The sequence below is a fragment of the Nocardia sp. NPDC051832 genome (genome assembly GCF_040681285.1).
Taxonomy (GTDB): Bacteria; Actinomycetota; Actinomycetes; order Mycobacteriales; family Mycobacteriaceae; genus Nocardia.
Genome location: NZ_JBFAYL010000007.1, coordinates 108726 through 129967, shown reverse-complemented (window position 1 = coordinate 129967; position 21242 = coordinate 108726). Strand labels below are relative to the sequence as shown.

The 21242-nt window shown below is 67.4% G+C and carries 18 protein-coding genes; 10 read left to right on the top strand and 8 right to left on the bottom strand.

What is annotated here, in order from left to right:
* Nucleotides 1-12 precede the first annotated feature (12 nt).
* Nucleotides 13-450 (bottom strand): hypothetical protein, encoded by a 438-nt coding sequence (locus AB0M14_RS34820; RefSeq protein WP_365003397.1) that lies wholly within the window; start codon nt 448-450, stop codon nt 13-15.
* 148 nt (nt 451-598) lie between these two features.
* Between AB0M14_RS34820 and AB0M14_RS34815 the strand changes: the two genes are divergently transcribed.
* The 6 genes from AB0M14_RS34815 (at nt 599) to AB0M14_RS34790 (ending at nt 6646) form a co-directional block, all read left to right on the top strand.
* Entirely contained in the window at nt 599-1129 is a 531-nt protein-coding gene (locus AB0M14_RS34815) for a DUF6886 family protein (RefSeq protein ID WP_365003395.1), read from the top strand.
* A 205-nt stretch (nt 1130-1334) separates the two neighbouring features.
* Nucleotides 1335-2981 (top strand): CocE/NonD family hydrolase, encoded by a 1647-nt coding sequence (locus AB0M14_RS34810; protein ID WP_365003871.1) that lies wholly within the window; start codon nt 1335-1337, stop codon nt 2979-2981.
* A gap of 158 nt (nt 2982-3139) precedes the next feature.
* Nucleotides 3140-4678, top strand: a complete 1539-nt coding sequence (locus tag AB0M14_RS34805; protein ID WP_365003392.1) for a M20/M25/M40 family metallo-hydrolase — start codon at nt 3140-3142, stop codon at nt 4676-4678.
* Between the two features lie 200 nt (nt 4679-4878).
* Entirely contained in the window at nt 4879-5724 is an 846-nt protein-coding gene (locus AB0M14_RS34800) for a lysophospholipase (RefSeq protein WP_365003389.1), read from the top strand.
* A gap of 9 nt (nt 5725-5733) precedes the next feature.
* A complete protein-coding gene (locus AB0M14_RS34795) occupies nt 5734-6189 on the top strand; it encodes a 6,7-dimethyl-8-ribityllumazine synthase (RefSeq protein ID WP_365003386.1) in 456 nt (151 codons plus the stop codon).
* The gene (locus tag AB0M14_RS34790) at nt 6182-6646 is read left to right on the top strand and encodes a hypothetical protein (RefSeq protein ID WP_365003384.1); all 465 of its coding nucleotides are present in this window, start codon (nt 6182-6184) and stop codon (nt 6644-6646) included. The genes AB0M14_RS34795 and AB0M14_RS34790 overlap by 8 nt, the downstream gene beginning before the upstream one ends.
* A gap of 6 nt (nt 6647-6652) precedes the next feature.
* Here AB0M14_RS34790 and AB0M14_RS34785 read toward each other — a convergent pair whose 3' ends face one another.
* The 7 genes from AB0M14_RS34785 to AB0M14_RS34755 all read right to left on the bottom strand — a co-directional run bounded on the left by AB0M14_RS34785 (nt 6653) and on the right by AB0M14_RS34755 (nt 17179).
* Complete coding sequence (locus tag AB0M14_RS34785) at nt 6653-8092, bottom strand: metallopeptidase (protein ID WP_365003381.1); 1440 nt, start codon at nt 8090-8092, stop codon at nt 6653-6655.
* 105 nt (nt 8093-8197) lie between these two features.
* Nucleotides 8198-9142, bottom strand: a complete 945-nt coding sequence (locus AB0M14_RS34780) for an endonuclease/exonuclease/phosphatase family protein (protein WP_365003378.1) — start codon at nt 9140-9142, stop codon at nt 8198-8200.
* 137 nt (nt 9143-9279) lie between these two features.
* Nucleotides 9280-9888 (bottom strand): aminodeoxychorismate synthase, encoded by a 609-nt coding sequence (locus AB0M14_RS34775; RefSeq protein WP_365003376.1) that lies wholly within the window; start codon nt 9886-9888, stop codon nt 9280-9282.
* 117 nt (nt 9889-10005) lie between these two features.
* On the bottom strand, nt 10006-13020 hold the full coding sequence (locus tag AB0M14_RS34770; protein WP_365003374.1) for a bifunctional [glutamine synthetase] adenylyltransferase/[glutamine synthetase]-adenylyl-L-tyrosine phosphorylase: 3015 nt from the start codon (nt 13018-13020) through the stop codon (nt 10006-10008).
* Nucleotides 13021-13104: 84 nt separating this feature from the next.
* The gene (locus AB0M14_RS34765) at nt 13105-14445 is read right to left on the bottom strand and encodes a glutamine synthetase family protein (protein WP_365003371.1); all 1341 of its coding nucleotides are present in this window, start codon (nt 14443-14445) and stop codon (nt 13105-13107) included.
* 119 nt (nt 14446-14564) lie between these two features.
* Nucleotides 14565-15440 carry a PHB depolymerase family esterase gene (locus AB0M14_RS34760; RefSeq protein WP_365003368.1) on the bottom strand — a complete coding sequence of 292 codons (876 nt, stop codon included), beginning with the start codon at nt 15438-15440 and terminating at the stop codon, nt 14565-14567.
* A gap of 203 nt (nt 15441-15643) precedes the next feature.
* A complete protein-coding gene (locus AB0M14_RS34755) occupies nt 15644-17179 on the bottom strand; it encodes an alpha/beta hydrolase (protein ID WP_365003365.1) in 1536 nt (511 codons plus the stop codon).
* Between the two features lie 186 nt (nt 17180-17365).
* On the opposite strand from AB0M14_RS34755, the gene panB reads away from it, so the two are divergent.
* The 4 genes from panB (at nt 17366) to AB0M14_RS34735 (ending at nt 20941) form a co-directional block, all read left to right on the top strand.
* On the top strand, nt 17366-18220 hold the full coding sequence (panB, locus tag AB0M14_RS34750; protein ID WP_365003868.1) for a 3-methyl-2-oxobutanoate hydroxymethyltransferase: 855 nt from the start codon (nt 17366-17368) through the stop codon (nt 18218-18220).
* A 133-nt stretch (nt 18221-18353) separates the two neighbouring features.
* Nucleotides 18354-18794: a hypothetical protein gene (locus tag AB0M14_RS34745; RefSeq protein WP_365003362.1), complete on the top strand. Its 441-nt coding sequence runs from the start codon at nt 18354-18356 to the stop codon at nt 18792-18794.
* Nucleotides 18794-19759 carry a prolyl aminopeptidase gene (pip, locus tag AB0M14_RS34740; RefSeq protein WP_365003359.1) on the top strand — a complete coding sequence of 322 codons (966 nt, stop codon included), beginning with the start codon at nt 18794-18796 and terminating at the stop codon, nt 19757-19759. Before AB0M14_RS34745 ends, pip begins: the two co-directional genes overlap by 1 nt.
* A 9-nt stretch (nt 19760-19768) precedes the next feature.
* Nucleotides 19769-20941: a CHAD domain-containing protein gene (locus AB0M14_RS34735; protein WP_365003356.1), complete on the top strand. Its 1173-nt coding sequence runs from the start codon at nt 19769-19771 to the stop codon at nt 20939-20941.
* Nucleotides 20942-21242 lie beyond the last annotated feature (301 nt).

Genomic DNA, 21242 nt, shown 5'->3' with positions numbered 1-21242 from the left:
GTACGGGCCGGTTCAGTTGCTGTTGCGACGGACCATGGGACCCAGGACGGTGAGATCCAGATCACCCGAGGCTTCGGTCCAGCCCATGGCGCGCAGTTCTTCCGGGGTACCGACACCGAGCGCCTCGTGCAGACCGAAAGCGACCGAGCGAGCGAACTCGACCAGCCCGTTCCACGACAGCGGCCAGAACAGAATGCGATGCCAATTATCGATTTCGCGCCGCACAATGGGTTCCTGCCAGCCCATATCGCGCAAAGTCTCCGCGGCGTCCAGCGAAATAGGCTGCGCCAGAAACTGATTGCCCGCCAGCTCGGCGGAAAGCTTGATGTCGTATTGCACGAACTGGACATACCGGTTGCCGGGGGCGGCGATGATCAAGGTGGCTCGGGACGGCAGCTCGGAGAGGCACTGTGCCAATGCCTGCACGAATCCCTCCCAATCCGTGGTCACCGGCTCGCTCATTCTTCCCCCGGGTATCCGCACTGGCCCGATCATACGCCGCCGTGCCTCAGACACCAGTCCAATCTTGTTGGGAGACCGGTCCGTTCGGGACGGTTATGCCGATCGGCAATCACTCCTGTAGGCGACCATGGAAGGCATGTATCCGAAGCCAGGTGAGGTGCTGCATTTCTCGGAGGACCCGACGATCGAACGGTTCGAACCGCGCGAAATCGCGGGCAGGCCGGGTCCGTTCGTCTGGGCGGTCGACGTGCGAAACGCGCCGAGCTACTGGTTTCCGCGCGACTGCCCGCGTGCGATGGCCTGGACCACACCCGCCACCACTCCGATCGATCGCGAGCGAATCCTGGGGCCGGGTGGCGGAGACCGGGTGCACGCGATCGAATACTCCGGACTGGTCGCCCTCCAAGCAGTGGCATTGTTCGCGTACCGCCTTCCGGCCCGGCATTTCCGGCCGATCGGCGAACCCGAACCGTACGCCATGATCTCCCCCGAAACCGTCGACCCACTCGGCCCAGCCGAGCCCGTCGGCGATCTCCTCCATTTCCACGAACGCGCAGGCATCCAGGTAAGGGTCCTCCCCAACCTCTGGCCATTCTGGGACGCCGTCAGCACCAGCTCCCTCGGCTTCAGCGGCATCCGCCTGCGCGAAGCAAAGCCCCGCCCGTGACCACGCGGAACGTCACGCCATGAGCGGGGTGAGCAACCGGGGCCCGGTGTGATGCGAGCCACCGGTACGACAACCACTGCCGCACGTAGCGCCGAGAATCGGTGTCGGGTGTGGCGTGGACCACCGGAGCTGCGTGATCTTGGTGTCCCCTGGTTCCGGGGGCTGTACCAGGTGGGGGTGTACAGGCGATAGTCCTGGGGTGAGCATGGTGGTTCGGGTTTTGGCCGGAGTGGCGTTGGTGTTGGGGGTGTTTGCCCCGGTGACGGTCGCCGAGCCGTTGGGGGTCGGGTATCAGTGGCGGCAGACCTATATCGATGCGCCGGATGGGACCCGGCTGCATGCGGATATTTTGCGGCCCGAGGGGGTCGCGGAGGATGTCCGGACGCCGGTCATCTTGACGGTCAGTCCGTATCGGTCGCATACCGCGTTCATCAGTGCGCCGCGGTTGGAAGGCGGGCCGTCCACCGATAACTTGCCGGTGGAGTTGGCGCTGCGAGCGGGGTACACGTATGTGATCGTCGATCTGCGGGGATTCGGCGGGTCGAACGGATGTCCGGATTACGGCGGTCCGGGAGAACGCTCGGACGTGGTGACGGCGGTCGAGTGGGCGGCGAGTCAGCCGTGGTCGACCGGCAAGGTCGGGATGGCCGGGGTGTCGTATGAGGCGTGGACCGGGCTGCTCGGGTTGACCGCGAAGCCGAAGGGGCTGGCGGCGGTGCTGGCGTTCGCGCCGGTGGTGGACCCGTACTCCTATCTGTACATGCAGGGTGTGTCGTGGAAGTTCTCCGGAAAACCGGTGACCGAGAACGGGATTCGACCGGCCGATCAGGTCGGCGAGGAGCATCTGCTGATCGCCTCCACCCCGGGCCGACCGGACGACTCCCCCGAGTATCAAGCCAACGCCCTCGCGATGACGGTGCCGTGCAGCGAGCAGTACCTGGCGTTGACCGGTGACCACAATGCGGCCAACCCGCAATGGCGGGCTCGCGATCTCGTGGAAGGCGTCCGGGGCAACACTATTCCGCTGTTCCTCGGGCAAGGCTTCCTCGACTACAACACTCGCGCCGATCGCGTCTTCGACCTGTGGAACGGGCTCGGGCCCGGCGATCACCGCGCCTGGTTCGGGCAGTGGGGGCACAGCGACTGCCGTACCAAATGCGGGACAGCGCAATTCGACGCGGAGATGATGGCGTTCTTCGACAAGCATGTGGCCGGGCGGGATGTACAGATCCCTGGTCCACGGGTGACGGTCGGGCAGTTCGACGGCGCCTGGCGGTCCGAAACTGCTTGGCCGCCGGTCGATTCCCGCAAGTTCGCGGTGAATCTGCGCACCGGCACCTACACCGATCGCGGATTCCTCCCCGGCGCCGATCGTGAAATCTGGTCCATCTCCCAGCCTTTCACCCAGACGACACACCTGTCCGGGGTCACCACCGCATCGCTGCGCCTGACCGGCCCCGCCTCGGCTACCGTCGCCGTCGAGCTCTACGACATCGCGCCCGACAATCGCGCCACCGTCATCACCCGTGGAATCGCCCCCGTCACCGAGACCACCGACGTCCGTCTGCTCGGCCAGGATTGGCCGCTGGCCGCCGGACACCGCCTCGGTGTCCGGATCACCGACGTAGTGGACGACGTGTGGTCCCATGCCCCCGCCAACGCCCCGGTCACAGTGACCGCGGCCCGCCTCGACCTGCCGCTCCTGACCCAGCCTCGCCAGCCGGACCTCACCGGCGGCGGCAGCGAAGCCCACGCCAAATGGCGCAACGAAAAGGCCATCACCCTCACCCCCGCCCACCTTTCCCAAGCCACCATCCCCATGAACCTGCCGAACGAAACCCCCGCCCGCTGAGCCGCCGCTGAACCCGGTAGTGAAAATGCTGTCGACACGCCACGTACCGCAGCAATTTCACTACGGGGATTGGTTCGCCCGGAGCGGATGCGGCGCGACGAGGACCGGATGCTGAAGGATGGGGAGATGTCTGTGATGCAGTTTGCAGTGGGTGCGCGATGATCGGGCGGGGGGAGGCCGGTACCGCCTCGGGGCAACCCGTGGGCCCGGTCGATGACATAGTCGCCGAGCGGCTCGCGGTCGCGATCCGCTGCGTCACCATTTCCAGCGACAGCATCGACCCCGATCCCACCGGCCACATCAGTCCAGTCTCGGGCGGTATCGAAGGCAACGGCCCCACCACACCTGGTGATACGGGCACCGAATCCGGCCCCGACGTCACTATCGGATCGAATGGTTCAGGCGAGGACGTTGCCGACACCGCATCGACCGACACCGAATTCGGGAAGCTCGCCGAGCACCTGAAGCGTTCGTTTCCACGGGTGCACGCCGAGTTGGAGCTCGAGACTTTCGGTCGTAGCCGGCTGTACCGGTGGGCGGGCGCGGAACCCGAGAAGGTTGCCGCGATACTGCTGGCGCATCAGGATGTGGTGCCGGTGGACGATACGGAGCGGTGGACTCATCCGCCGTTCGCGGGTGTCGTGGATGACGAGTTCATCTGGGGCCGCGGGGCGATCGATGACAAGAGCCGCGTGCTCGCGATTCTGGAGGGTGTGGAAGCCGCGCTGGCTGCGGGAGTCCGGCCGACGCACACCATCTATTTGGCTTTCGGGCACGACGAGGAAGTGTTCGGTGACCGCGGCGCGGTGTTGATGGCGCAGCACCTGCGTGATCGGAATGTTCGCGCCGACTTGCTGCTCGACGAGGGCGGCGTCATCACCCAGGGTGTAGCCGACGGCGTCGATGTCCCGGTGGCCACCATCATGGTGGGCGAGAAGGGCTATGCCACCGTCCGACTGTCGGTACAGGAGGTGGGCGGGCATTCCTCGATGCCTGGACGCCAGACCGCCGTCGGCCGCTTGGCCCGCGCGGTCGCCCGGTTGCAGGACAATCCGATGCCGACGCGCCTGATCCCGGTGATCGCCGACATGCTGGATCGATTGCGCCACACCATGACCGAACCTCGCCGCAGCCTGCTCAAACTGGCCGGCAACAGTGTTGTCGCCCCGCTGATCACCCGCATCATGGCGGCCGGACCCACCACCGAAGCACTGGTGCGCACCACCACCGCACCCACCGTCATCCACGGCGGCGTCAAAGCCAACGTCCTGCCGCAACGGGCCGAGGCCCTGGTGAATTTCCGCATCCTCCCCGGCGATTCGGTCGCGAGCGTCCTAGACCATTGCCGAAAGGTGGTGCGCGACAAGGGTGTTCACATCGAGATCATCGGCACCGCCTCCGAACCCTCCCCCGACCCGCACGTCGGCCCCACCTTCGACCTCATCGCCCGCCTCGCCCGAGCCGTAGTCCCAGGCATCGCGGTAACCACCGGCCTCGTCCCCGGCGCCACCGACTCCCGCCACTACGACGACCTCGCCACCACCCGCTGCAACTTCGCCCCCATCGTCCTCACTCAGACAGACATCGAATCCATCCACGGCACCGACGAGCGCCTCTCCCGCCTGAACTACGCCCGACTCATCGAGTTCAACCGCCTCCTCGTCACCGAACTCGCCGCCCTCGAGTCCACGCCGTAAGAACCAACCAAGATCATCCGGAACTGGCCGCGGCACCTTCTCGACCGATGCCGCCATCAGGTCCGGATGATCTTGTTCGGCTGATGAATCGGGGCGGTTGATTCTCGTGTTGCGGGTCGGTTCTTCGTCGAGGGGTGGGGAGAGCCGCTAGTTTGATGATGGGCGCAGGGCCGGTACCTGTCGAGGACGTCGAATAAGGAGTGGATGTGAGCCGCAGCGCAGAGGGCAGTTTCGAGGGCGTCGGTAGTCGGATTGCCTGGCGTGCTTGGCTTCCCGATGGGGAGACGCGGGCGGCGGTAGTGCTGGTGCACGGGGTTGCGGAGCATTCGGGGCGGTACGGGCATGTGGGGGCGCGGCTGGCGGATGCGGGGTTCGCCGTGTATGCGCTCGATCATGTGGGGCATGGGAAGTCAGAGGGGGGTAAAGCGAATATCGGGTCGATGGCGGGATCGGCCGACAACGTAGAGGGGATGCTCGAGGTCGCGGGGCGCGAACAGCCGGGCGTCCCGCGGTTCCTGCTCGGGCATTCGATGGGCAGCTTGATCGTCTTATATCTGGCCACTCGGGCGCCGCTGAAGGTGGACGGGATCGTGATTTCCGCGCCGCCGCTGGATATCCCGGTCGGGAATCCGGTGCAGAAGTTGCTGGCACCGGTGCTGAGCAGGCTCACGCCGAACCTTGGTGTGCTGGAGCTGGATTCGTCGATGATCAGTCGCGATCCCGCGGTTGTCGCTACCTATGACGCCGATCCGCTGGTGTATCGCGGCAAGCTTCCGGCCCGCACCGCGACGGAGATTCTGCAGGCCAGCGAGACCGTCAAGGCGCGCCTGGACAAGCTGACCGTGCCGACGCTGGTGCTGCACGGCACCGCGGACGCGCTGGCCGCGCCGTCCAGCTCGGATCTGATCGAGCGCGGCGCCGCCAGCAAGGACCTGACAGTGCTGCGCTACGACGGCCTCTACCACGAGGTGTTCAACGAGCCGGAGCAGGACAAGGTGATCGGCGATGTCGTGGAGTGGCTGCAAGCTCATGTTACTCAGCAGTAGACTTCGGTCATGAACAACAAGGTCGCCTTTATCCGCGCCACCTGGCACAGCTCCATCGTCGGCAAAGCCCTCGAAGGCTTCACTGCCGAGTACCGCGATCTCGGCTTCGACCCGGCCACCATCGACGTGTTCGAGGTGCCGGGGGCCTTCGAGATCCCCCTGCACGCCAAGCGGCTGGCGCGGTCCGGCCGGTACTCGGCGATCGTCGCGTCGGCACTGGTCGTGGACGGCGGCATCTACCGGCACGATTTCGTCGCGTCCGCGGTGATCGACGGTCTGATGCGGGTGCAGCTGGATTCCGACGTGCCGGTGTTCTCGGTGGTGCTCACCCCGCACCACTTCCACGAGCACAGCGAACACGTGAAGTACTACACCGAGCACTTCGTGACGAAGGGCGCCGAGGCGGCCCGCGCGCTCGCGACCACCCTGAACTCGCTGCGTAGCCTGCCGGCCGCGGTTGACTGACCCCACGCCCGAACAGCGCCCGCATCCCGGGCGTTGGGGTTCGGCGCCGCCCGATACCGGCTGGCGCCGGATCGCGGCCCTGGCAGCGCTGGCACTGTTCAGCGCGGGCTGCTGGGCCGCCTGGCTCGGCTGGGACCAGGAATACTACGAAGTCGACGGCGTGACCCAGGGCCCGTACCGGCCGGAACAGGTAATCGGTTGCGGCGCTTGCATTGTCGTCGCCAGCATCGTGGTATTCCTCTACCTGCGACGCCCCTCCACCATTCCTGTGGTGGCGGCGGTCGCGGTGGTCGGTTTCGCCATTCCATGGGCAACTCAGGCTTCGACGGACTCCACCGGACTATGGGCTGTCGGCCTGATGTTCCTGCTCATCGGCGGCGGCTTGGGTCTGGTGTCGGTCCTGGCCGTAGTACACCTGCTGCGCATCCTGCTGCACTCGGTACGAAACAACCGATAGCGGAACCTATTTGAACTTCGTCAGGCAGGCCTGCTCACCGTCGAGCACACCGTGCCGGAACGCCTCCAGCCGCTGATAGCCGCTCTTGACGATCTTGCCGTCCACATCGGCGGCCGCGATCCCATCGGCCAGCAAGCCCGACACCGCTTCGTCGAGATCCTTGGCCGACAACCGCGGATCACTGGACGGCGCACTGAGTTTCGTGGTAAACGCCCCGCTCAGGCACACCGTTCGCAGCCCGGCGGTCTCCGCACCGGTCAGGCTGAGCTTCCGATCCTGTTGCACCGCCAGCATGTAGCGCGAGATGAAGACGATGAAGGCGTTGTAGTCGCCGTCCACGTCGGCCGACAGCACGTCCTCCTCGTTCGCCTTCTCACCGCGTTCGGCCAGCGCGGTGACATTCGTGCCGATCTTGTTCGAACTCGGGCAGTACGAAACCGGTTCCGTGGCGGTCACATTCGCGCAGTTGCGTACCACACCCTGGTAGTCGAACTCCGGCGTCTTCGCCACCGGGTAAGCCTTGGACAACGCCTGCGCGACACTGGCCAGCGATTCCCGGTCGATCGGAAGTTGCCGCTGCTCTTCGTCTTCGAACTCGAAGGTGGTGGGCAGGTTCCCGCGCCGCTTGTTCAGCTCGGACCGGTTGATCTGCTTGCACGCGCTCGCGCCGTCGGTGTAGCCGAGTTGCACCGCGGTCACGCGTTCGAACGCGGACCCGTGCACGTTCTTCTTGTTGCTCGGATCGGTGTCGCGCACCGCGATGGTTGCGCCGAGCACACCGTCGAGCCCGTCGGTGAGGTTCATCGTGAAGTGCGGCGAATCCCCCTCCGCCACATGGCGCAAGAACACACCGGCCAGGCAGTCGGCCTGCTGCTCCTGCACCAGGGCGCTGGTGAAGAAGCCCGCGATCTTGGCTTGCCCCTGGATGGCGTGCCCGTACTCGTGCGCCATCACCATGACCACGGCCAGCGAGTTGTATTTCTTCTCCAGCAGCGGGAACAGCACGCCGCGGTCCCAGCCGATGGTGTGGTCGAGGCTGCAGTAGGCCGCGTTCACCAGCTGATAGGTGGAGGACTTACAGAAGGTGATGGAATTTTCCTTGGCGGCCCTGGCATCCCAGGAGAAGTATTTGCCGACCGGTTCGAACGTGCCCGGAAATGTCTTGGCGTACTCGGCTTTCCAGAAGGCCTCGATATCGGCGATGGCGTTGAGTGCGAGCTTGTCGACCGCTCCCCCATCACCGTTCGCCGCGGTCAGGGGCGCGTCCGGCACTCCTTTGCGGGGACCGCTCGGCCCCTCCGCCTTCGCCGCGCCGGCCAGCACCCAGGGATTGTTCGGGTCCGTAATGGCCTGCCCCGCAGTGCTGTCGGATACCTCCGCGCAGCCGGACAGTGCGGCACCGACCGCCAGCACCACCGCGACCACGCCGAAACGCCATCGTCTCATTATGAAGTTCCTCCCCGGTTACACCGCAGAGCCATTCCCGGGCCACCCGCCGAGCGCTCTTATCGTAATCGCCGGAACCCCACCGCGTATATCACATGATCATGCTCAGGCGTTCATCCGGAGGTGCGCGAGGAGGGCGCGGTGGTCCGAGCCCGGGATGGACAGGGATCGGAGATCTTCGGCGGTGCCGTCGGCGACCAGAATGTGGTCGATACCGAGCACCGGCCCCCAGCGTCTGCTGTCCGGCCAGGTGAGCATCGGACCCGCTCCGACCAGGTCGGCCGCCGAGTCGAACCGGCCGGCGATCAGATCACGGAAGGCCGCGTGGTCGCGGGTGGCGTTGAAGTCCGCGCCGACGATCGCGGGACCTGTTTGGGCGTCCAGGATTTCGCGGATGCGGGGCATCTCCCAGCTCCACGCGGCGAAGTTCAGGTTCGGCGGAATCGGGTGCAGCGCGAACACGGCGATATCGCCGCGCTGCGGATGTTCCATGGTCGCGCCGAGGTTGTTGATCTGGAAGCCGTCGAACCGCTTGGTGTCGCGCAACGGGTACCGGCTGTAGATACCGGTGCCGCCTCCGCCGGCGCCGGGCATCAGGAACTGGTACGGCAATTCCGCGCTGATTCCCGCCGCCGCGAAACGATCGACCGACTCCTGAGTCAGCTCGTCCACGGTCAGCAGGTCCACCTGCTCTTCGCGCACGGTCCGCACCACGGCACCCACATCAGCGCCACCGAACAGGATATTCGATTGCAGCACAGTCACTTTCGGTCCGGTCGCGGCATGCCCATTCGGCACGAAGATCGGCAGCTGCGTCCACAATGCCACCGCCACGACAACTCCCGCGAAGGCCGCGCTGCGCCACCCCCGCGCGATCAACACCAGCACCAGTCCCACCAGCGCACCGATCATCAGATACGACGCCCCGGAAGCCCCCAGCACGAACAGCTCCCACTGCCAGCTCCCCAGATGCAGCACAACCCCGGCTATTCCCGCCAGCACAGCTGCCCACCCCACGCCGAGCAGAGCCCGGTCCAACCATCTACGCATGTCTTGCACCCTATGTGGCGCACATGGCCGCACCGTGCGCCCCATGTGCGGATTCGGTGTAGATCACACGACCGGACGCACCCCCGCGCCTCCCTACCGAACTCGGCGCGAGCCCACTGAACGCACGTACCGGATACTCAGGACGCCGTCGTGCGCGGTCCCGGCATCACGGCGTAACCCGACGGCTGTTGCACGACAAGGAGATCCGCGTGCGGGCGGGCGGGATCCTCCGCGAAGTGCGCGCGCTCCTCAGCAGTCCACTCGTCCCAGAACGACGAGAGCGCGGCCCCGTCTCGCTGACGTCCGCGCTCCCACGACTCCTCCGCCCCGCACTCCATCCACAACAGCTGCGCGAGGTACGGCCGCAGCATCCGGCGCCCCGCCCCCACGCCTTCGAGCAGCACCACCGGTTCGGCGAGCAGCGCCCGCTCGCCGCCGAACTCACACTGCTGCCAGTCGTAAGCTCGATAGAAGGCCGTGTGGCCCCACTTGAACGGCGCCAGCACCTGCTCCCGCAGGCGATCGGTCCACTGGAAGAACTCGCTGTGCGTAGCCAGGTCATCCAAATTCAGCACCGGCGCACCCCCGAGCGCCGCGGACAACTGGCCGGCGAAGGTGCTCTTCCCCGACCCCGCGTGCCCGTCCACCCCGACCAGTCGCACCGGCCCGCACGACGGCGGTAGCGCTCGCAAGGTCTGCGCGAGCTCGCTCAGATCGGCGTTTTCCTTGGGTAGGAGGGGATCCATACCGGCCACTCTAGGTGTGCGGATCCGGATGATCGAACCACGACGCGACCCCAATCTCTGGTTCGAACCCCGACCGTGTCCCCGTTTCCGGCCCGCACCGCGCTGGAGCCGCACCGGTCAGACGCCGCCGAAGACCCGCTCCACCACCGCTTTCGCCCGCCGCGTGACGCGCATGTAGTTGTCGAGGAATTCGCTGCCGTCGTCGTTCGGCCAGCCGGCGACCCGGGCCACCGCGGAGAGCAGCCGGCCCGGCCCGGGCAGCTGATCGGCGGGCTTGCCGCGCACCAGCACCAGGGCGTTGCGGGCCTTGGTCGCGGTCAGCCAGGCGTCGCGCAGCAGGGCGACATCGGCGGGTTCGAGAAGTTTGGCCTCCTCGATGACATCGAGCGATTCCAAGGTCGAGGTGTTGTGCAGCCCCGGAATCTCGTGCGCGTGCCGCAGTTGCAGCAGCTGCACGGTCCATTCGATGTCGGCGAGCCCGCCGCGGCCGAGTTTGGTGTGGGTGGCCGGATTCGCGCCCCGCGGCAGTCGTTCGGAGTCGACCCGGGCCTTGATGCGGCGGATCTCCCGGACCGCTTCCGGCGAGACCCCGCCCTTCGGGTACCGAATCTTGTCGACGGCCAGCAGGAACCGCACACCGAGCGCTTCGTCACCGGCGACCTGATGCGCGCGCAGCAGGGCCTGCATCTCCCACGGCTGGGCCCACTGCTCGTAATAGGCGGCGTACGCGGCGAGGGTGCGGACCAGGGCACCGTTCCGGCCTTCCGGACGCAGGCCCGCGTCGACCTGCAACGGCGGGTCGGTGCTGGGCGCGCCGAGCAGGCGCTGCACCTTCTCCGCCACCGAGATCGACCACTTCACCGCTTTGGTCTCGTCGGCGCCGGGACGCGGGTCGCAGACGAACAGCACGTCGGCATCGGAGCCGTACCCGAGTTCCATACCGCCGAGCCGGCCCATCCCGATCACCGCGAGATCGGCGGGCGCGGGCTCCCCCAGTTCGGCTTCACTGGCCCGGATGACCGCCAGCAGCGCGGCTTCCAGCGTCGCCACCCACACCGCGGACAGCGCCCGGCACACCTGCTGCACGTCGAGCATGCCGAGCAGATCGGCCGACGCGACGCGCGCCAGTTCATGCCTGCGCAACGAACGAGCCGCCGCGACAGCGCGTTTCGGCTCGTCGTACCGGGCGGCGGCGGTCAGGATTCCGCGCGCGACGTCTTCGGGCTGCTGACTCAGCAGCAGCGGACCGCTCGGCCCGTCGGCATACATGCGAATCGTGTCCGGCGCGTTGATCAGCAGATCCGGCAGGTACTCCGAGGAGCCGAGCACGATCATCAGCCGCTGCGCGATCGCGCCTTCGTCCCGCAGTTCGCGCAGGAACCAGATCTGATCGTCCAGACCCTCCGACACCCGGCGATAGGCCAGCAGACCCGCGTCGGGATTCGGTGTCTCCCCGAGCCATTCGAGCAAGGTCGGCAACAGCAACGCCTGAATCCGGCCCTTGCGCGACACCCCGCCGGTGAGCGCTTTCAGATGTCCGAGCGCATGCTCGGGCGAGGCGTAACCGAGCGCCTTGAGCTGGCGCACCGCCGCACTCGGACTCAACCGCAACGCGTCCGATTCCAGCCGCACCACCGATTCCAGCAGCGGGCGATAGAACAACTTCGCGTGTAACCGCCTGACCCGCACCGCATTCCGGCGAATCTCGGTGCCCAGCACACCGACCGCGTCCTGCCTGCCGTCCGGGCGAATATGCGCGGCGCGCGCCAGCCAGCGCATGCCTTCCTCGTCGTCGGCGGCGGGCAGTGTGTGCGTGCGCTTCAACCGCTGCAACTGCAAGCGGTGCTCCAGCAGCCGCAGGAACTCATAGGACGCGGTGAGATTCGCGGCGTCGTCACGCCCGACGTATCCACCGGCCGCCAGCGCGGTCAACGCCTCGACCGTCCCCTGCACGTGCAGCGTGTCGTCGACCCGGCCGTGCACCAATTGCAGGAGCTGCACCGCGAATTCGACATCCCGCAGGCTGCCGTGCCCGAGTTTGAGTTCCCGCTCGCGCATATCCGCGGGCACCAGATCTTCCACGCGCCGCCGCATCGCCTGCACGTCGGCGACGAAATCCTCACGCTCGGAAGCGGTCCAGACCATCGGCATCAGCGCGTCCCGATAGGCCCGGCCGAGTTCCAGGTCGCCGGTCATCGGCCGGTTCTTCAGCAGCGCCTGGAACTCCCAGGTCCGCGCCCAGCGCTTGTAGTAGGCGACGTGCGATTCCAGCGTCCGAACCAGCGCTCCCGCTTTGCCTTCCGGCCGCAGCGCGGCGTCGACCTCGAAGAAGGCCTGGCTGCCGACGCTCATCAGCTCCGCGGCCAGCCGAGTGGCGGTGGCGTCGGCGGGTTCGGCGACGAAGACCACGTCGACATCGCTGACGTAGTTCAGTTCGCAGGCGCCGCTCTTGCCCATGGCGATGACGGCCAGGCGGACCGGGCACGGCCCGTCCTTGCAGACCCGCGCCACCGCGACCGACAGCGCCGCCGTCAGCGCCGCGTCGGCCAGGGCCGTGAGGTGTTTGCCGACCACCTGATAGGGCAGCACCGGCTCGTTCTCCACGGTGGCCGCGAGGTCGAGGGCGGCGAGCAGCATGAGCTGATCGCGATAACGCCGGCGCAGCAACGACACCGTTTCCGGCCCGGTCAGGCCCGCCCGGAACAGCATCGGGCCCGCGTTCGGGCCCTCCTCGGGCGCCGCCTGGACCGCGTCGAGCAGGTCCGCGATCAACTCGTCCCGGTCCGGCAAGTTCTTGCGCTGCAACAGCTTCCACGCCGACGGCTCGGCCACCAGATGATCGGCGAACGCACTGGACGACCCGATCAGCGCGAACAGCCTGCCGCGCAACGAGGTATCGGCCCGCAGCACCGAGTCCAGTTCGCCCCAGGCCGTACCCAGCGCGTCCCGCAACCGGATCAGCGTGCTCAGCGCCAGATCGGCGTCGGGCGCCCGCGACAGCGCCCACAGCACCGGAATGCTGTCGACGTTGTCCCAGGCCAGCTCACGCAGCGACTGGGCGGCGTTCGGCTCGAGCAACCCGAGCCGACCGACGCCGGGGACCGCGGAGCGCGTAGTTGGGGGCCGAACCATAGCTCCCAACTTAGTTGTCTGAACAACGCTTTCCAGCACGGGGCGTGGAAAGACACGCAAACGGTACTTACCGGGCAGCGGCCCTTACAGGCCCATGTACTCCTTGAGCTCCCACGGCGTCACCTGGCTGCGGTAATCCGCCCACTCCCGGCGCTTGTTGCGCAGGAAGAAGTCGAACACGTGCTCGCCCAGCGTTTCCGCGACCAGCTCGGACTTCTCCATCGCCTGCAGCGCCTCGTCCAGGGTGCCCGGCAGTTCCCGGAAACCCATGGCGCGGCGCTCGGCCGAGGTGAGCGACCAGACGTCGTCCTCGGCCTCCGGCGGCAGCGTGTAGCCCTTCTCGATGCCGCGCAGACCGGCCGCGAGCAGCACCGCGAAGGTGAGGTAGGGGTTGCAGGCCGAATCAGGGCTGCGGATCTCGACCCGGCGCGAGGAGGACTTGTTCGGTGTGTACATCGGCACGCGCACCAGCGCGGACCGGTTCGACCGGCCCCAGGAGGCGGCGGTCGGGGCCTCGCCACCATGGATCAGCCGCTTGTAGGAGTTCACCCACTGGTTGGTGATCGCGGAGATCTCCGGGGCGTGCTCCAGGATGCCCGCGATGAACGCGCGCGCCGTCCCGGACAGGTTGATCGGGTCGTCGGGATCGTGGAAGGCGTTGGCCTCGCCCTCGAACAGGCTCATGTGCGTGTGCATGGCCGAGCCCGGGTACTCCGAGAAGGGCTTGGGCATGAACGTGGCGCGCACGCCCTCGTCGATCGCTACTTCCTTGATCAGGTAGCGGAAGGTCATCACGTTGTCGGCCATGGACAGCGCGTCGGCGTAGCGCAGGTCGATCTCCTGCTGGCCCGGCGCGCCCTCGTGATGGCTGAACTCCACCGAGATGCCCATGGACTCCAGCGCGTCGATGGCGTGCCGGCGGAAGTTCGGCGCGGAATCGTGCACGGCCTGGTCGAAGAAGCCGCCGCTGTCGGCCGGGACCGGCTTCGCGCCGCCCTGCGGGCCGTTCTCCAGCAGGAAGAATTCGATCTCGGGGTGCACGTAGCAGCTGAACCCGACATCGGCGGCCTTGTTCAGCGCCCGGCGCAGCACGTGGCGCGGGTCGGCCCAGGACGGCGAACCGTCGGGCATGGTGATGTCGCAGAACATGCGCGCGGAATGCTGGTGGCCCTTGGAGGTCGCCCACGGCAGCACCTGGAACGTCGACGGATCCGGCCGGGCGACCATGTCGGCCTCCGACACGCGGGCGAAGCCCTCGATGGCCGAGCCATCGAACCCGATGCCCTCCTCGAACGCGCCCTCCAGCTCGGCGGGAGCGATCGCGACGGACTTCAGATAACCCAAGACGTCGGTGAACCAGAGCCGCACAAAGCGGATATCCCGTTCTTCGAGCGTCCGCAGCACGAATTCCTTCTGGCGATCCATGTCCGCGAGCGTAGGCACTTGGCGTTAAATCCGTGTTACGTGGGGGCTGAAGATTGAGCACAAGAGCAAAAAGCGAGATCCTTCGCGGACACGAAGGATCTCGCCGGGGCTCGCGGGCCTTACGGGAGCGGGTTGCCCTGGAACAACGACCACATGCGGTTCATCACTTCGGCGCGGCGAGCGCCGGTGGGCCAGTCATGGTTGCCGCCGTGGTAGGTGCGCCACACGACCTGGGTGCCCGAGGCGCACGACCAGCGCTTGGATTCGAAGGTGTTGGTTCCGCCATCGGGCGTGTCGTTGTTGCAGGGGCGGTTCTCCCACATCCAGTACATGACGTGGCTGTAGGCCATCTCGTGCCACACCGTTCCGTCACCGCGCTGATGGAACACGCCCCACGAGATCGCGCGGTCCGGGTTACAACCGGTGGGCGGCGGGGCGGGTGCGTACACCGCGCCCGAGGCGAAGTAGTTCGACTCCAGGCAGCCGGTGCGCGAGGCCATCTGGCCGCCGTTGGAGTGCCCGCTGAGATGGATGCGCTTGGGGTTCACGCACCATTTCGCCTTGACCGCCTCCACCACCGACTTGATGTAGGCGACGTCCGTGGCGGTGTCGTGCCAGGCCCAGGTGCTGGGATTGCTGTCGTTTTCGTCCTTGTTTCCACGCGGCGCGACGAGGATGAACTTCTTCTCGGTGGCGAAGTCCTCCCACCCCGACTGGTCGAGGTGCTGGCGCGGGTTGCTGTAGCCACCGTGCAGTGCCACGACCAGCGGAGCGTTGCCGGAGAGGCCGGCGGGGACCTTCACCAGGTACTTGCGTCCATCGGGACCCCTTTCCTCGGTTCCGCTGGTCGGCGACGTGGTGCAGGCGGCGGCGTTGACCCCCGGCTCTGGTTCTTCATCGGCATAGACGGGTGCGGCCACGGTGACCGCCAGGGACAGCGCCGCACAGGCCGCGCCGAACAGCGCTGCCAAGCGGGTCGTTAGTGAGGACGCCACAGAAACTCCTTGTGTGCGAACAGATTTGCGAATCCGCACGGTACCCAGACAGTGCTGCCACCCGGAAGGACTTTCCGCCATCGCTAGGCGAGTGAACAGTCCGCCCGGACCGCGTGCAGCGCACTTCGCACCCAGGCTTGTGACTTGGTAACGGGATCCACGGCCCCTCTGGTATGCCAGAGCATAATCAGCTATGCGGCAGTTCAGCTCGATTGGCCGCAGGTCAGCTCGGAGCCCGGTTCCGTCAGGTCGGTCAGGTAGGCGATGACCGCGCTGTCCAGGCATTCGTCACCGGCGACCAGGGCCGCGGTGTGCCGGGTGCCGTGGAAGGTGATCAGCGCCGCGCCGAGCTGCCGGGACAGGTCGACACCCGCCTGGTACGGCGTCGCGGGGTCCTGGGTGGTCGAGACCACGACCACCTTCGGCAGACCCTGGACCGAGATCTGGTGCGGCTGCGAGCTGTTCGGGACCGGCCAGAACGCGCACAGCTCCAGGGCCGCCGTGCCGGTGCTCTTCCCGTCGTCGAGAAACGGTGCGGCCTTGCGGTATTCGGCGTCCTGGCGGGAAGCGATGGCGGGGTCGGTGATGCGCGGGTCGTCGACGCAGCGGATGGCGTTGAAGGCGTCCTGGGTGTTGGTGTAGGTGCCGTCGTCGTTGCGGCCGTCGTACATGTCGGCCAGTTGCAGCAGGGTGTCGCCGCGGCCCTGCCGCAACTCGGTCAGGCCGGTGAACAGCACCCGCCACAGCGAGTCGGAATAGAGCGCCTGCTGGACGCCGGTGATGGCGTCGCCGTAGGACAGTCCGCGCGGGTCGGTCGTCGCGACGGACTTGTCCTGCAACGGATTCACCAGCTCGCGGAAACGGGCCACCGCTTGCGCGGGGTCGGCGCCGAGCGGGCACTCGGGCTGTTTCGCGCAGTCCGCGCTGAAGCCGTCGAAGGCCTTCTGGAAACCGGCGGCCTGGCGCAGGGATTCCTCGACCGGATCCTGCGCGGAGTCGATGGCGCCGTCGAGGACCAGCGCGCGCACCCGGTCCGGATATTTCTCGGCGTAGGCCGAACCCAGCTTGGTGCCGTAGGAGTAGCCGAGGTAGCTGAGTTTCGGGTCGCCGAGCACCGCGCGGATGACGTCCATGTCCTGCACCACTTCCCGGGTGCCGACGTGCGAAAGGATCTCCGCCCCGGTCCGTTCGACGCACTTGCCGACGTATTCCTTGCTCTCCGTCTCCTGCTCGGCGATGCCCTCGGGAGTGTTGTCCACGGGGAGCTCGGCGCGTTCGGCGTCGGTTTCCGGCGGGTTCAGGCAGGTGATCGCCGGCGTCGACGCGCCGACGCCGCGCGGATCGAACCCGACCCGGTCGAACCGATCGGCCAGCGGCGAGCCCCCGGCCAGGCTGACGATCGAGAGCCCGGACACCCCGGGACCGCCCGGGTTGAGCAGCAGCGAGCCGATCTTCTTGCCGGCCGCCGGAATTCGGGACAGCGCGAGCTGCGCGGTCGCACCGTCCGGCTTCGCGTAATCGATCGGCACCGTCACCTTCGCGCACTCCGCCGCGGGCGGCAGCCGATCGCTGGTGACGTCCTGACAAGACCCCCACCGCACGGTCTGCGCGTAGAACTTGTCCAGCGTCGCCGGTGTGGCGGGCATCGGCGCCTCGGGCTCGGCGTCCTCCTGTGCCGCGCACCCGCCCGCGATCAATGCCAGCACCGCCACACCCAGCACGCCCCGTCGCAAGCCCATGCGCACGATCCTGCCAGTACCGCCGCGCTCAGCTGCTCCCGGGCAAACCGAGGCCCACCGGCCGGTGTGACCGATCGCACCGGGCAGGGCCCTTATTGACGCGTGGCGGGCGGTGGCAGACTGGAGGTGTCAGAAACCCGGGGACCCGATACGGGCCTCGAGGCGACATCCAACGAAGGGACGATGATGTCCGTATCCGATTCGGAAACCCCTGCCTACGGCGCGGCCCCGGCCGAACCGAAGAAGCGGCGCAAGACCCGCGTCACGCATCTGCAGCAGATGAAGGCCGACGGCGAGAAGTGGGCCATGCTCACCGCCTACGACTATTCCTCGGCGCGCCTGTTCGAAGAAGCCGGCATCCCCGTGCTGCTGGTCGGCGATTCGGCGGCCAATGTGGTCTATGGCTACGACACCACCGTGCCGATCACCGTCGACGAGCTGATCCCGCTGGTCCGCGGCGTCGTCCGGGGCGCACCGAATGCCCTGGTGGTGGCCGATCTGCCGTTCGGCACCTACGAGTCCTCCCCCGAGCAGGCGCTCGCCACCGCGACCCGGTTCATGAAAGAGGGCCAGGCGCACGCGGTGAAGCTGGAGGGGGGCGAGCGCGTCGCCGAACAGATCGCGCTGATCACCGCCGCCGGCATCCCCGTCATGGCGCACGTCGGCTTCACCCCGCAGAGCGTGAACACCCTCGGCGGTTTCCGCGTGCAGGGTCGCGGCGACGCCGCCGAACAACTGGTCCACGACGCCATGGCCGTCCAGGAGGCGGGCGCCTTCGCCGTGGTGATGGAGATGGTTCCGGCCGAGATCGCGGGCCAGGTCACCCACAAGCTGACCATCCCGACCGTCGGCATCGGCGCCGGCCCGGATTGCGACGCCCAGGTACTGGTCTGGCAAGACATGGCCGGCTACACCAGCGGCAAAACCGCCAAGTTCGTCAAGCGATTCGCCAGCATCGGCCTCGATCTGCGCACCGCCGCCGCCAACTACGCCGACGAAGTCCGCCGCGGCACCTTCCCCGGCCCGGAGCACAGCTTCTGAGCTAGCTGACAAGTGGGACATGACCGTGCCGTCTACTCGACGTTCAGCCCGGTCATGTCCCACTTTTCATGGATCCCACAGGGGAGGGTGGCAGACTCGGGGCGATATGCCGACACGAGTTACGAGGTATCGAATGCCGCAGAGCCGTTGGATTTCACGCAGCACCCTGGTGGTGGCGGGGGTGTTCAGCGCAGCTGCGCTGGTCGGGTGCACGACCACGGGCGATCCACAACCGGCGGGGACTTCCGCGCCGACTACCTCCGCCGCGCAGGGGTCGAAGACGACGGCCGCGCCGACCACCACGCTGGAGATCTCCGATGCCAGCGCCACACAGTTGTGTGAGCTGATCAAGCCGGAGCTGTCGAGCTGGCGGGTGCAGGGCCCGACGATCGGCAAGATCGGGCTGAACGCGCTGGTGCACCAGTGGGGTATCCAGCAGGGGGGCATCAACGGCCATATCCTGCAAGACAAGTCGATCATCGACACGGTGACGACCAAGTCCTGCCCGGATGTGCGCCAGCAGGCCATCGAGGCGCTGGGGCTGCCGAATCTCGCCGCGGGGATCGCCTTCTGATGACTCGGCGCACCCTCTACCCCGCCCTCGAGCCGTTCGACACCGGAATGCTCGACGTCGGCGACGGCCAATCCCTGTACTGGGAGGTCAGCGGCAACCCCGACGGGAAGCCGGTGGTGTTCCTGCACGGTGGGCCCGGCGGCGGCACCGATCCGGTCTACCGGCGCTTCTTCGATCCGGAGGCCTACCGCATCGTGCTGCTCGATCAGCGCGGATGTGGGCGCAGCACACCGCATATCGCCGACGGCGCGAGTCTGGCGGCGAACACCACACCGCATCTGATCGCCGATATCGAAGCGCTGCGCACGCATTTGGGCATCGAGCGCTGGCAGGTGTTCGGCGGCTCCTGGGGTTCCACCCTGGCCCTGGCCTACGCGCAGCAGCATTCCGAGCGCGTCACCGAGCTGGTGTTGCGCGGCATCTTCCTGTTGCGGCGCAAGGAAATCGACTGGTACTACAACGGGGCCGCGGGCAACATCTACCCGGATCTGTGGGAGAAGTTCCTCGCCCCGGTGCCGGTGGCCGAGCGCGACGGCGATCTGGTCGAGGCCTATCACCGGCTGCTGCACTCCCCCGATCCGGAGGTCGCCGCCACGGCGGCCATCGCCTGGACCACCTGGGAGGGCGCGACCGCGTCGCTGCTGCCGAACCCGGATCGGGTCGCCGAATTCGGTGACCCGCGTTTCGCGCTCGCCTTCGCCCGCATCGAGAACCACTACTTCCGGCACGGTGGTTTCCTCGAGGAGGGGCAGTTGCTGCGCGACCTCGCTAAGATCACCCATATCCCCGTGGTGATCGTGCAGGGCCGCTACGACGTCGTCTGCCCGGCCGTCAGCGCATGGGACCTGCACCGCGCCTGGCCCGGATCGGTGCTGCACATCGTCGACGACGCGGGGCACGCCTCCAGCGAACCCGGCATCGTCGACCGATTGGTCGAAGCGACAGACAGCTTCGCCCGAAAGTGAGTTGATCTCATGGCCGTCAGCGCCGGAACGGCATTCATCGCGGCCCTCGCGGGCGATGTCGACCGGCTGCTGGCCGCCGAGCCCGAGGTCCGAGCCGACGCCGACGATTCGGTCCACCAGATGCGCGTCGCCACCCGCCGGCTGCGCAGCGTCCTACGCTCCTATCGCATGCTGCTGCAACGGGATCGAGCCGATGAGATCAGCACGGAACTGAAGTGGCTGGCGGGGTTGCTCGGTGTGGCGCGCGACGCCGAGGTACGGGCGGATCGGTTCGAAAAGCTGCTCGCCGAGCACACCCGCGCCGCCACCGAAGTCACCGAAATCGACACGGTCACCGGGAAACCGGCATCGGATGCTGCGGACAGCGGCGCGGCGGCGGACGCTAGCCGCGGCGGCGCGGTCCCCGATACCGCGGCGCCGTCTGACGCTACACACGGTGCAGCAGTCCCCGATACTGCGGCTGGCGGCGCGGCGTCTGGGGCTACACACGGTGCCTCAACCTCCGATACTGCGGGTGGCGGCGCGGCGTCTAGTGCCGCGGCCCAGGCTGCCGCAGGCCAGACGCGCGTCGAGGCTCCCATCGCCACGGCCGACGATGTCGCCAAAACCACCGCACGCCTGGTGACCGCCGAACACGCCCGCTACGACGGCGCGCACGCCCAGATCCTCGCCGCCCTCGATAGCGAGCGCTACGTGACGTTGCGAAACACGTTGTCCAACTGGAAGTCCGAGCCCCCGCTACGCCCCTCCCGCGCCGCCGTCCCCGCCCCCGACTTCTTCCGCGTCGTCCTGCAACGCGACCACGAACGCATCGAAGCCTTCATCCGCGCCGAACCCAGCACCGCCCCCGCCGACCGCATCGAAATGCTGCACGACATCCGCAAAAGCGCCAAACGCCTGCGCTATTCCTGCGAAGCCGCCGCCGAAACCCTCGACACCGAAGCCACCGACCTCGGCCGCCACGCCAAACACCTGCAAACAGTCCTCGGCGACCACCGCGACGCCATCGAATCCTGCGAAGCCATCCGCACCCGCGCCGCCGAAGCCGAAGCCGCAGGCGAAAACCCCGGCCTCTACCACCTCCTATCCGCCGCCGAAACCCAAGCCGCCCACGACGAACTCGAGCGCTACCCCGCCGCCGCCGAAGCCCTCACCACCCACTCCCCCCAACCCACCCGATAGCCACGCAGCACCCACCCTCCCCCGAAAAGAACAGCCACACACCGCACAACGCGACCCCCGCCCTCCCTCAACAGAACAGCCACACCGGCGCGAACCGCAGCACTGCAAGCCACCGATGCATCCCGCACAGCCGCCGATGCTGCCCACACGGCCGCCCAAACCCTCAACCACAGCTGCCAGCACGGACAACGTCGCGGCCATCGGTCGCGAACAGCGCTGTCGCCGGGCTGGTTACAGCACCGAGTGCGACCGCACCCATGCGATGTCCGCTGTGTTGTGACAGCTCGACCTGTACGGCCAC

Excerpts from the sequence above, each read along its gene's own strand:
- AB0M14_RS34815 (WP_365003395.1), top strand. The coding sequence starts at position 599 with ATGTATCCGAAGCCAGGTGAGGTGCTGCATTTCTCGGAGGACCCGACG.
- AB0M14_RS34810 (WP_365003871.1), top strand. The coding sequence starts at position 1,335 with ATGGTGGTTCGGGTTTTGGCCGGAGTGGCGTTGGTGTTGGGGGTGTTT.
- AB0M14_RS34805 (WP_365003392.1), top strand. The coding sequence starts at position 3,140 with ATGATCGGGCGGGGGGAGGCCGGTACCGCCTCGGGGCAACCCGTGGGC.
- AB0M14_RS34795 (WP_365003386.1), top strand. The coding sequence starts at position 5,734 with ATGAACAACAAGGTCGCCTTTATCCGCGCCACCTGGCACAGCTCCATC.
- AB0M14_RS34785 (WP_365003381.1), bottom strand. The coding sequence starts at position 8,092 with ATGAGACGATGGCGTTTCGGCGTGGTCGCGGTGGTGCTGGCGGTCGGT.
- AB0M14_RS34780 (WP_365003378.1), bottom strand. The coding sequence starts at position 9,142 with ATGCGTAGATGGTTGGACCGGGCTCTGCTCGGCGTGGGGTGGGCAGCT.
- AB0M14_RS34775 (WP_365003376.1), bottom strand. The coding sequence starts at position 9,888 with ATGGATCCCCTCCTACCCAAGGAAAACGCCGATCTGAGCGAGCTCGCG.
- AB0M14_RS34770 (WP_365003374.1), bottom strand. The coding sequence starts at position 13,020 with ATGGTTCGGCCCCCAACTACGCGCTCCGCGGTCCCCGGCGTCGGTCGG.
- AB0M14_RS34765 (WP_365003371.1), bottom strand. The coding sequence starts at position 14,445 with ATGGATCGCCAGAAGGAATTCGTGCTGCGGACGCTCGAAGAACGGGAT.
- AB0M14_RS34755 (WP_365003365.1), bottom strand. The coding sequence starts at position 17,179 with ATGGGCTTGCGACGGGGCGTGCTGGGTGTGGCGGTGCTGGCATTGATC.
- panB (WP_365003868.1), top strand. The coding sequence starts at position 17,366 with ATGTCCGTATCCGATTCGGAAACCCCTGCCTACGGCGCGGCCCCGGCC.
- AB0M14_RS34745 (WP_365003362.1), top strand. The coding sequence starts at position 18,354 with ATGCCGCAGAGCCGTTGGATTTCACGCAGCACCCTGGTGGTGGCGGGG.
- pip (WP_365003359.1), top strand. The coding sequence starts at position 18,794 with ATGACTCGGCGCACCCTCTACCCCGCCCTCGAGCCGTTCGACACCGGA.
- AB0M14_RS34735 (WP_365003356.1), top strand. The coding sequence starts at position 19,769 with ATGGCCGTCAGCGCCGGAACGGCATTCATCGCGGCCCTCGCGGGCGAT.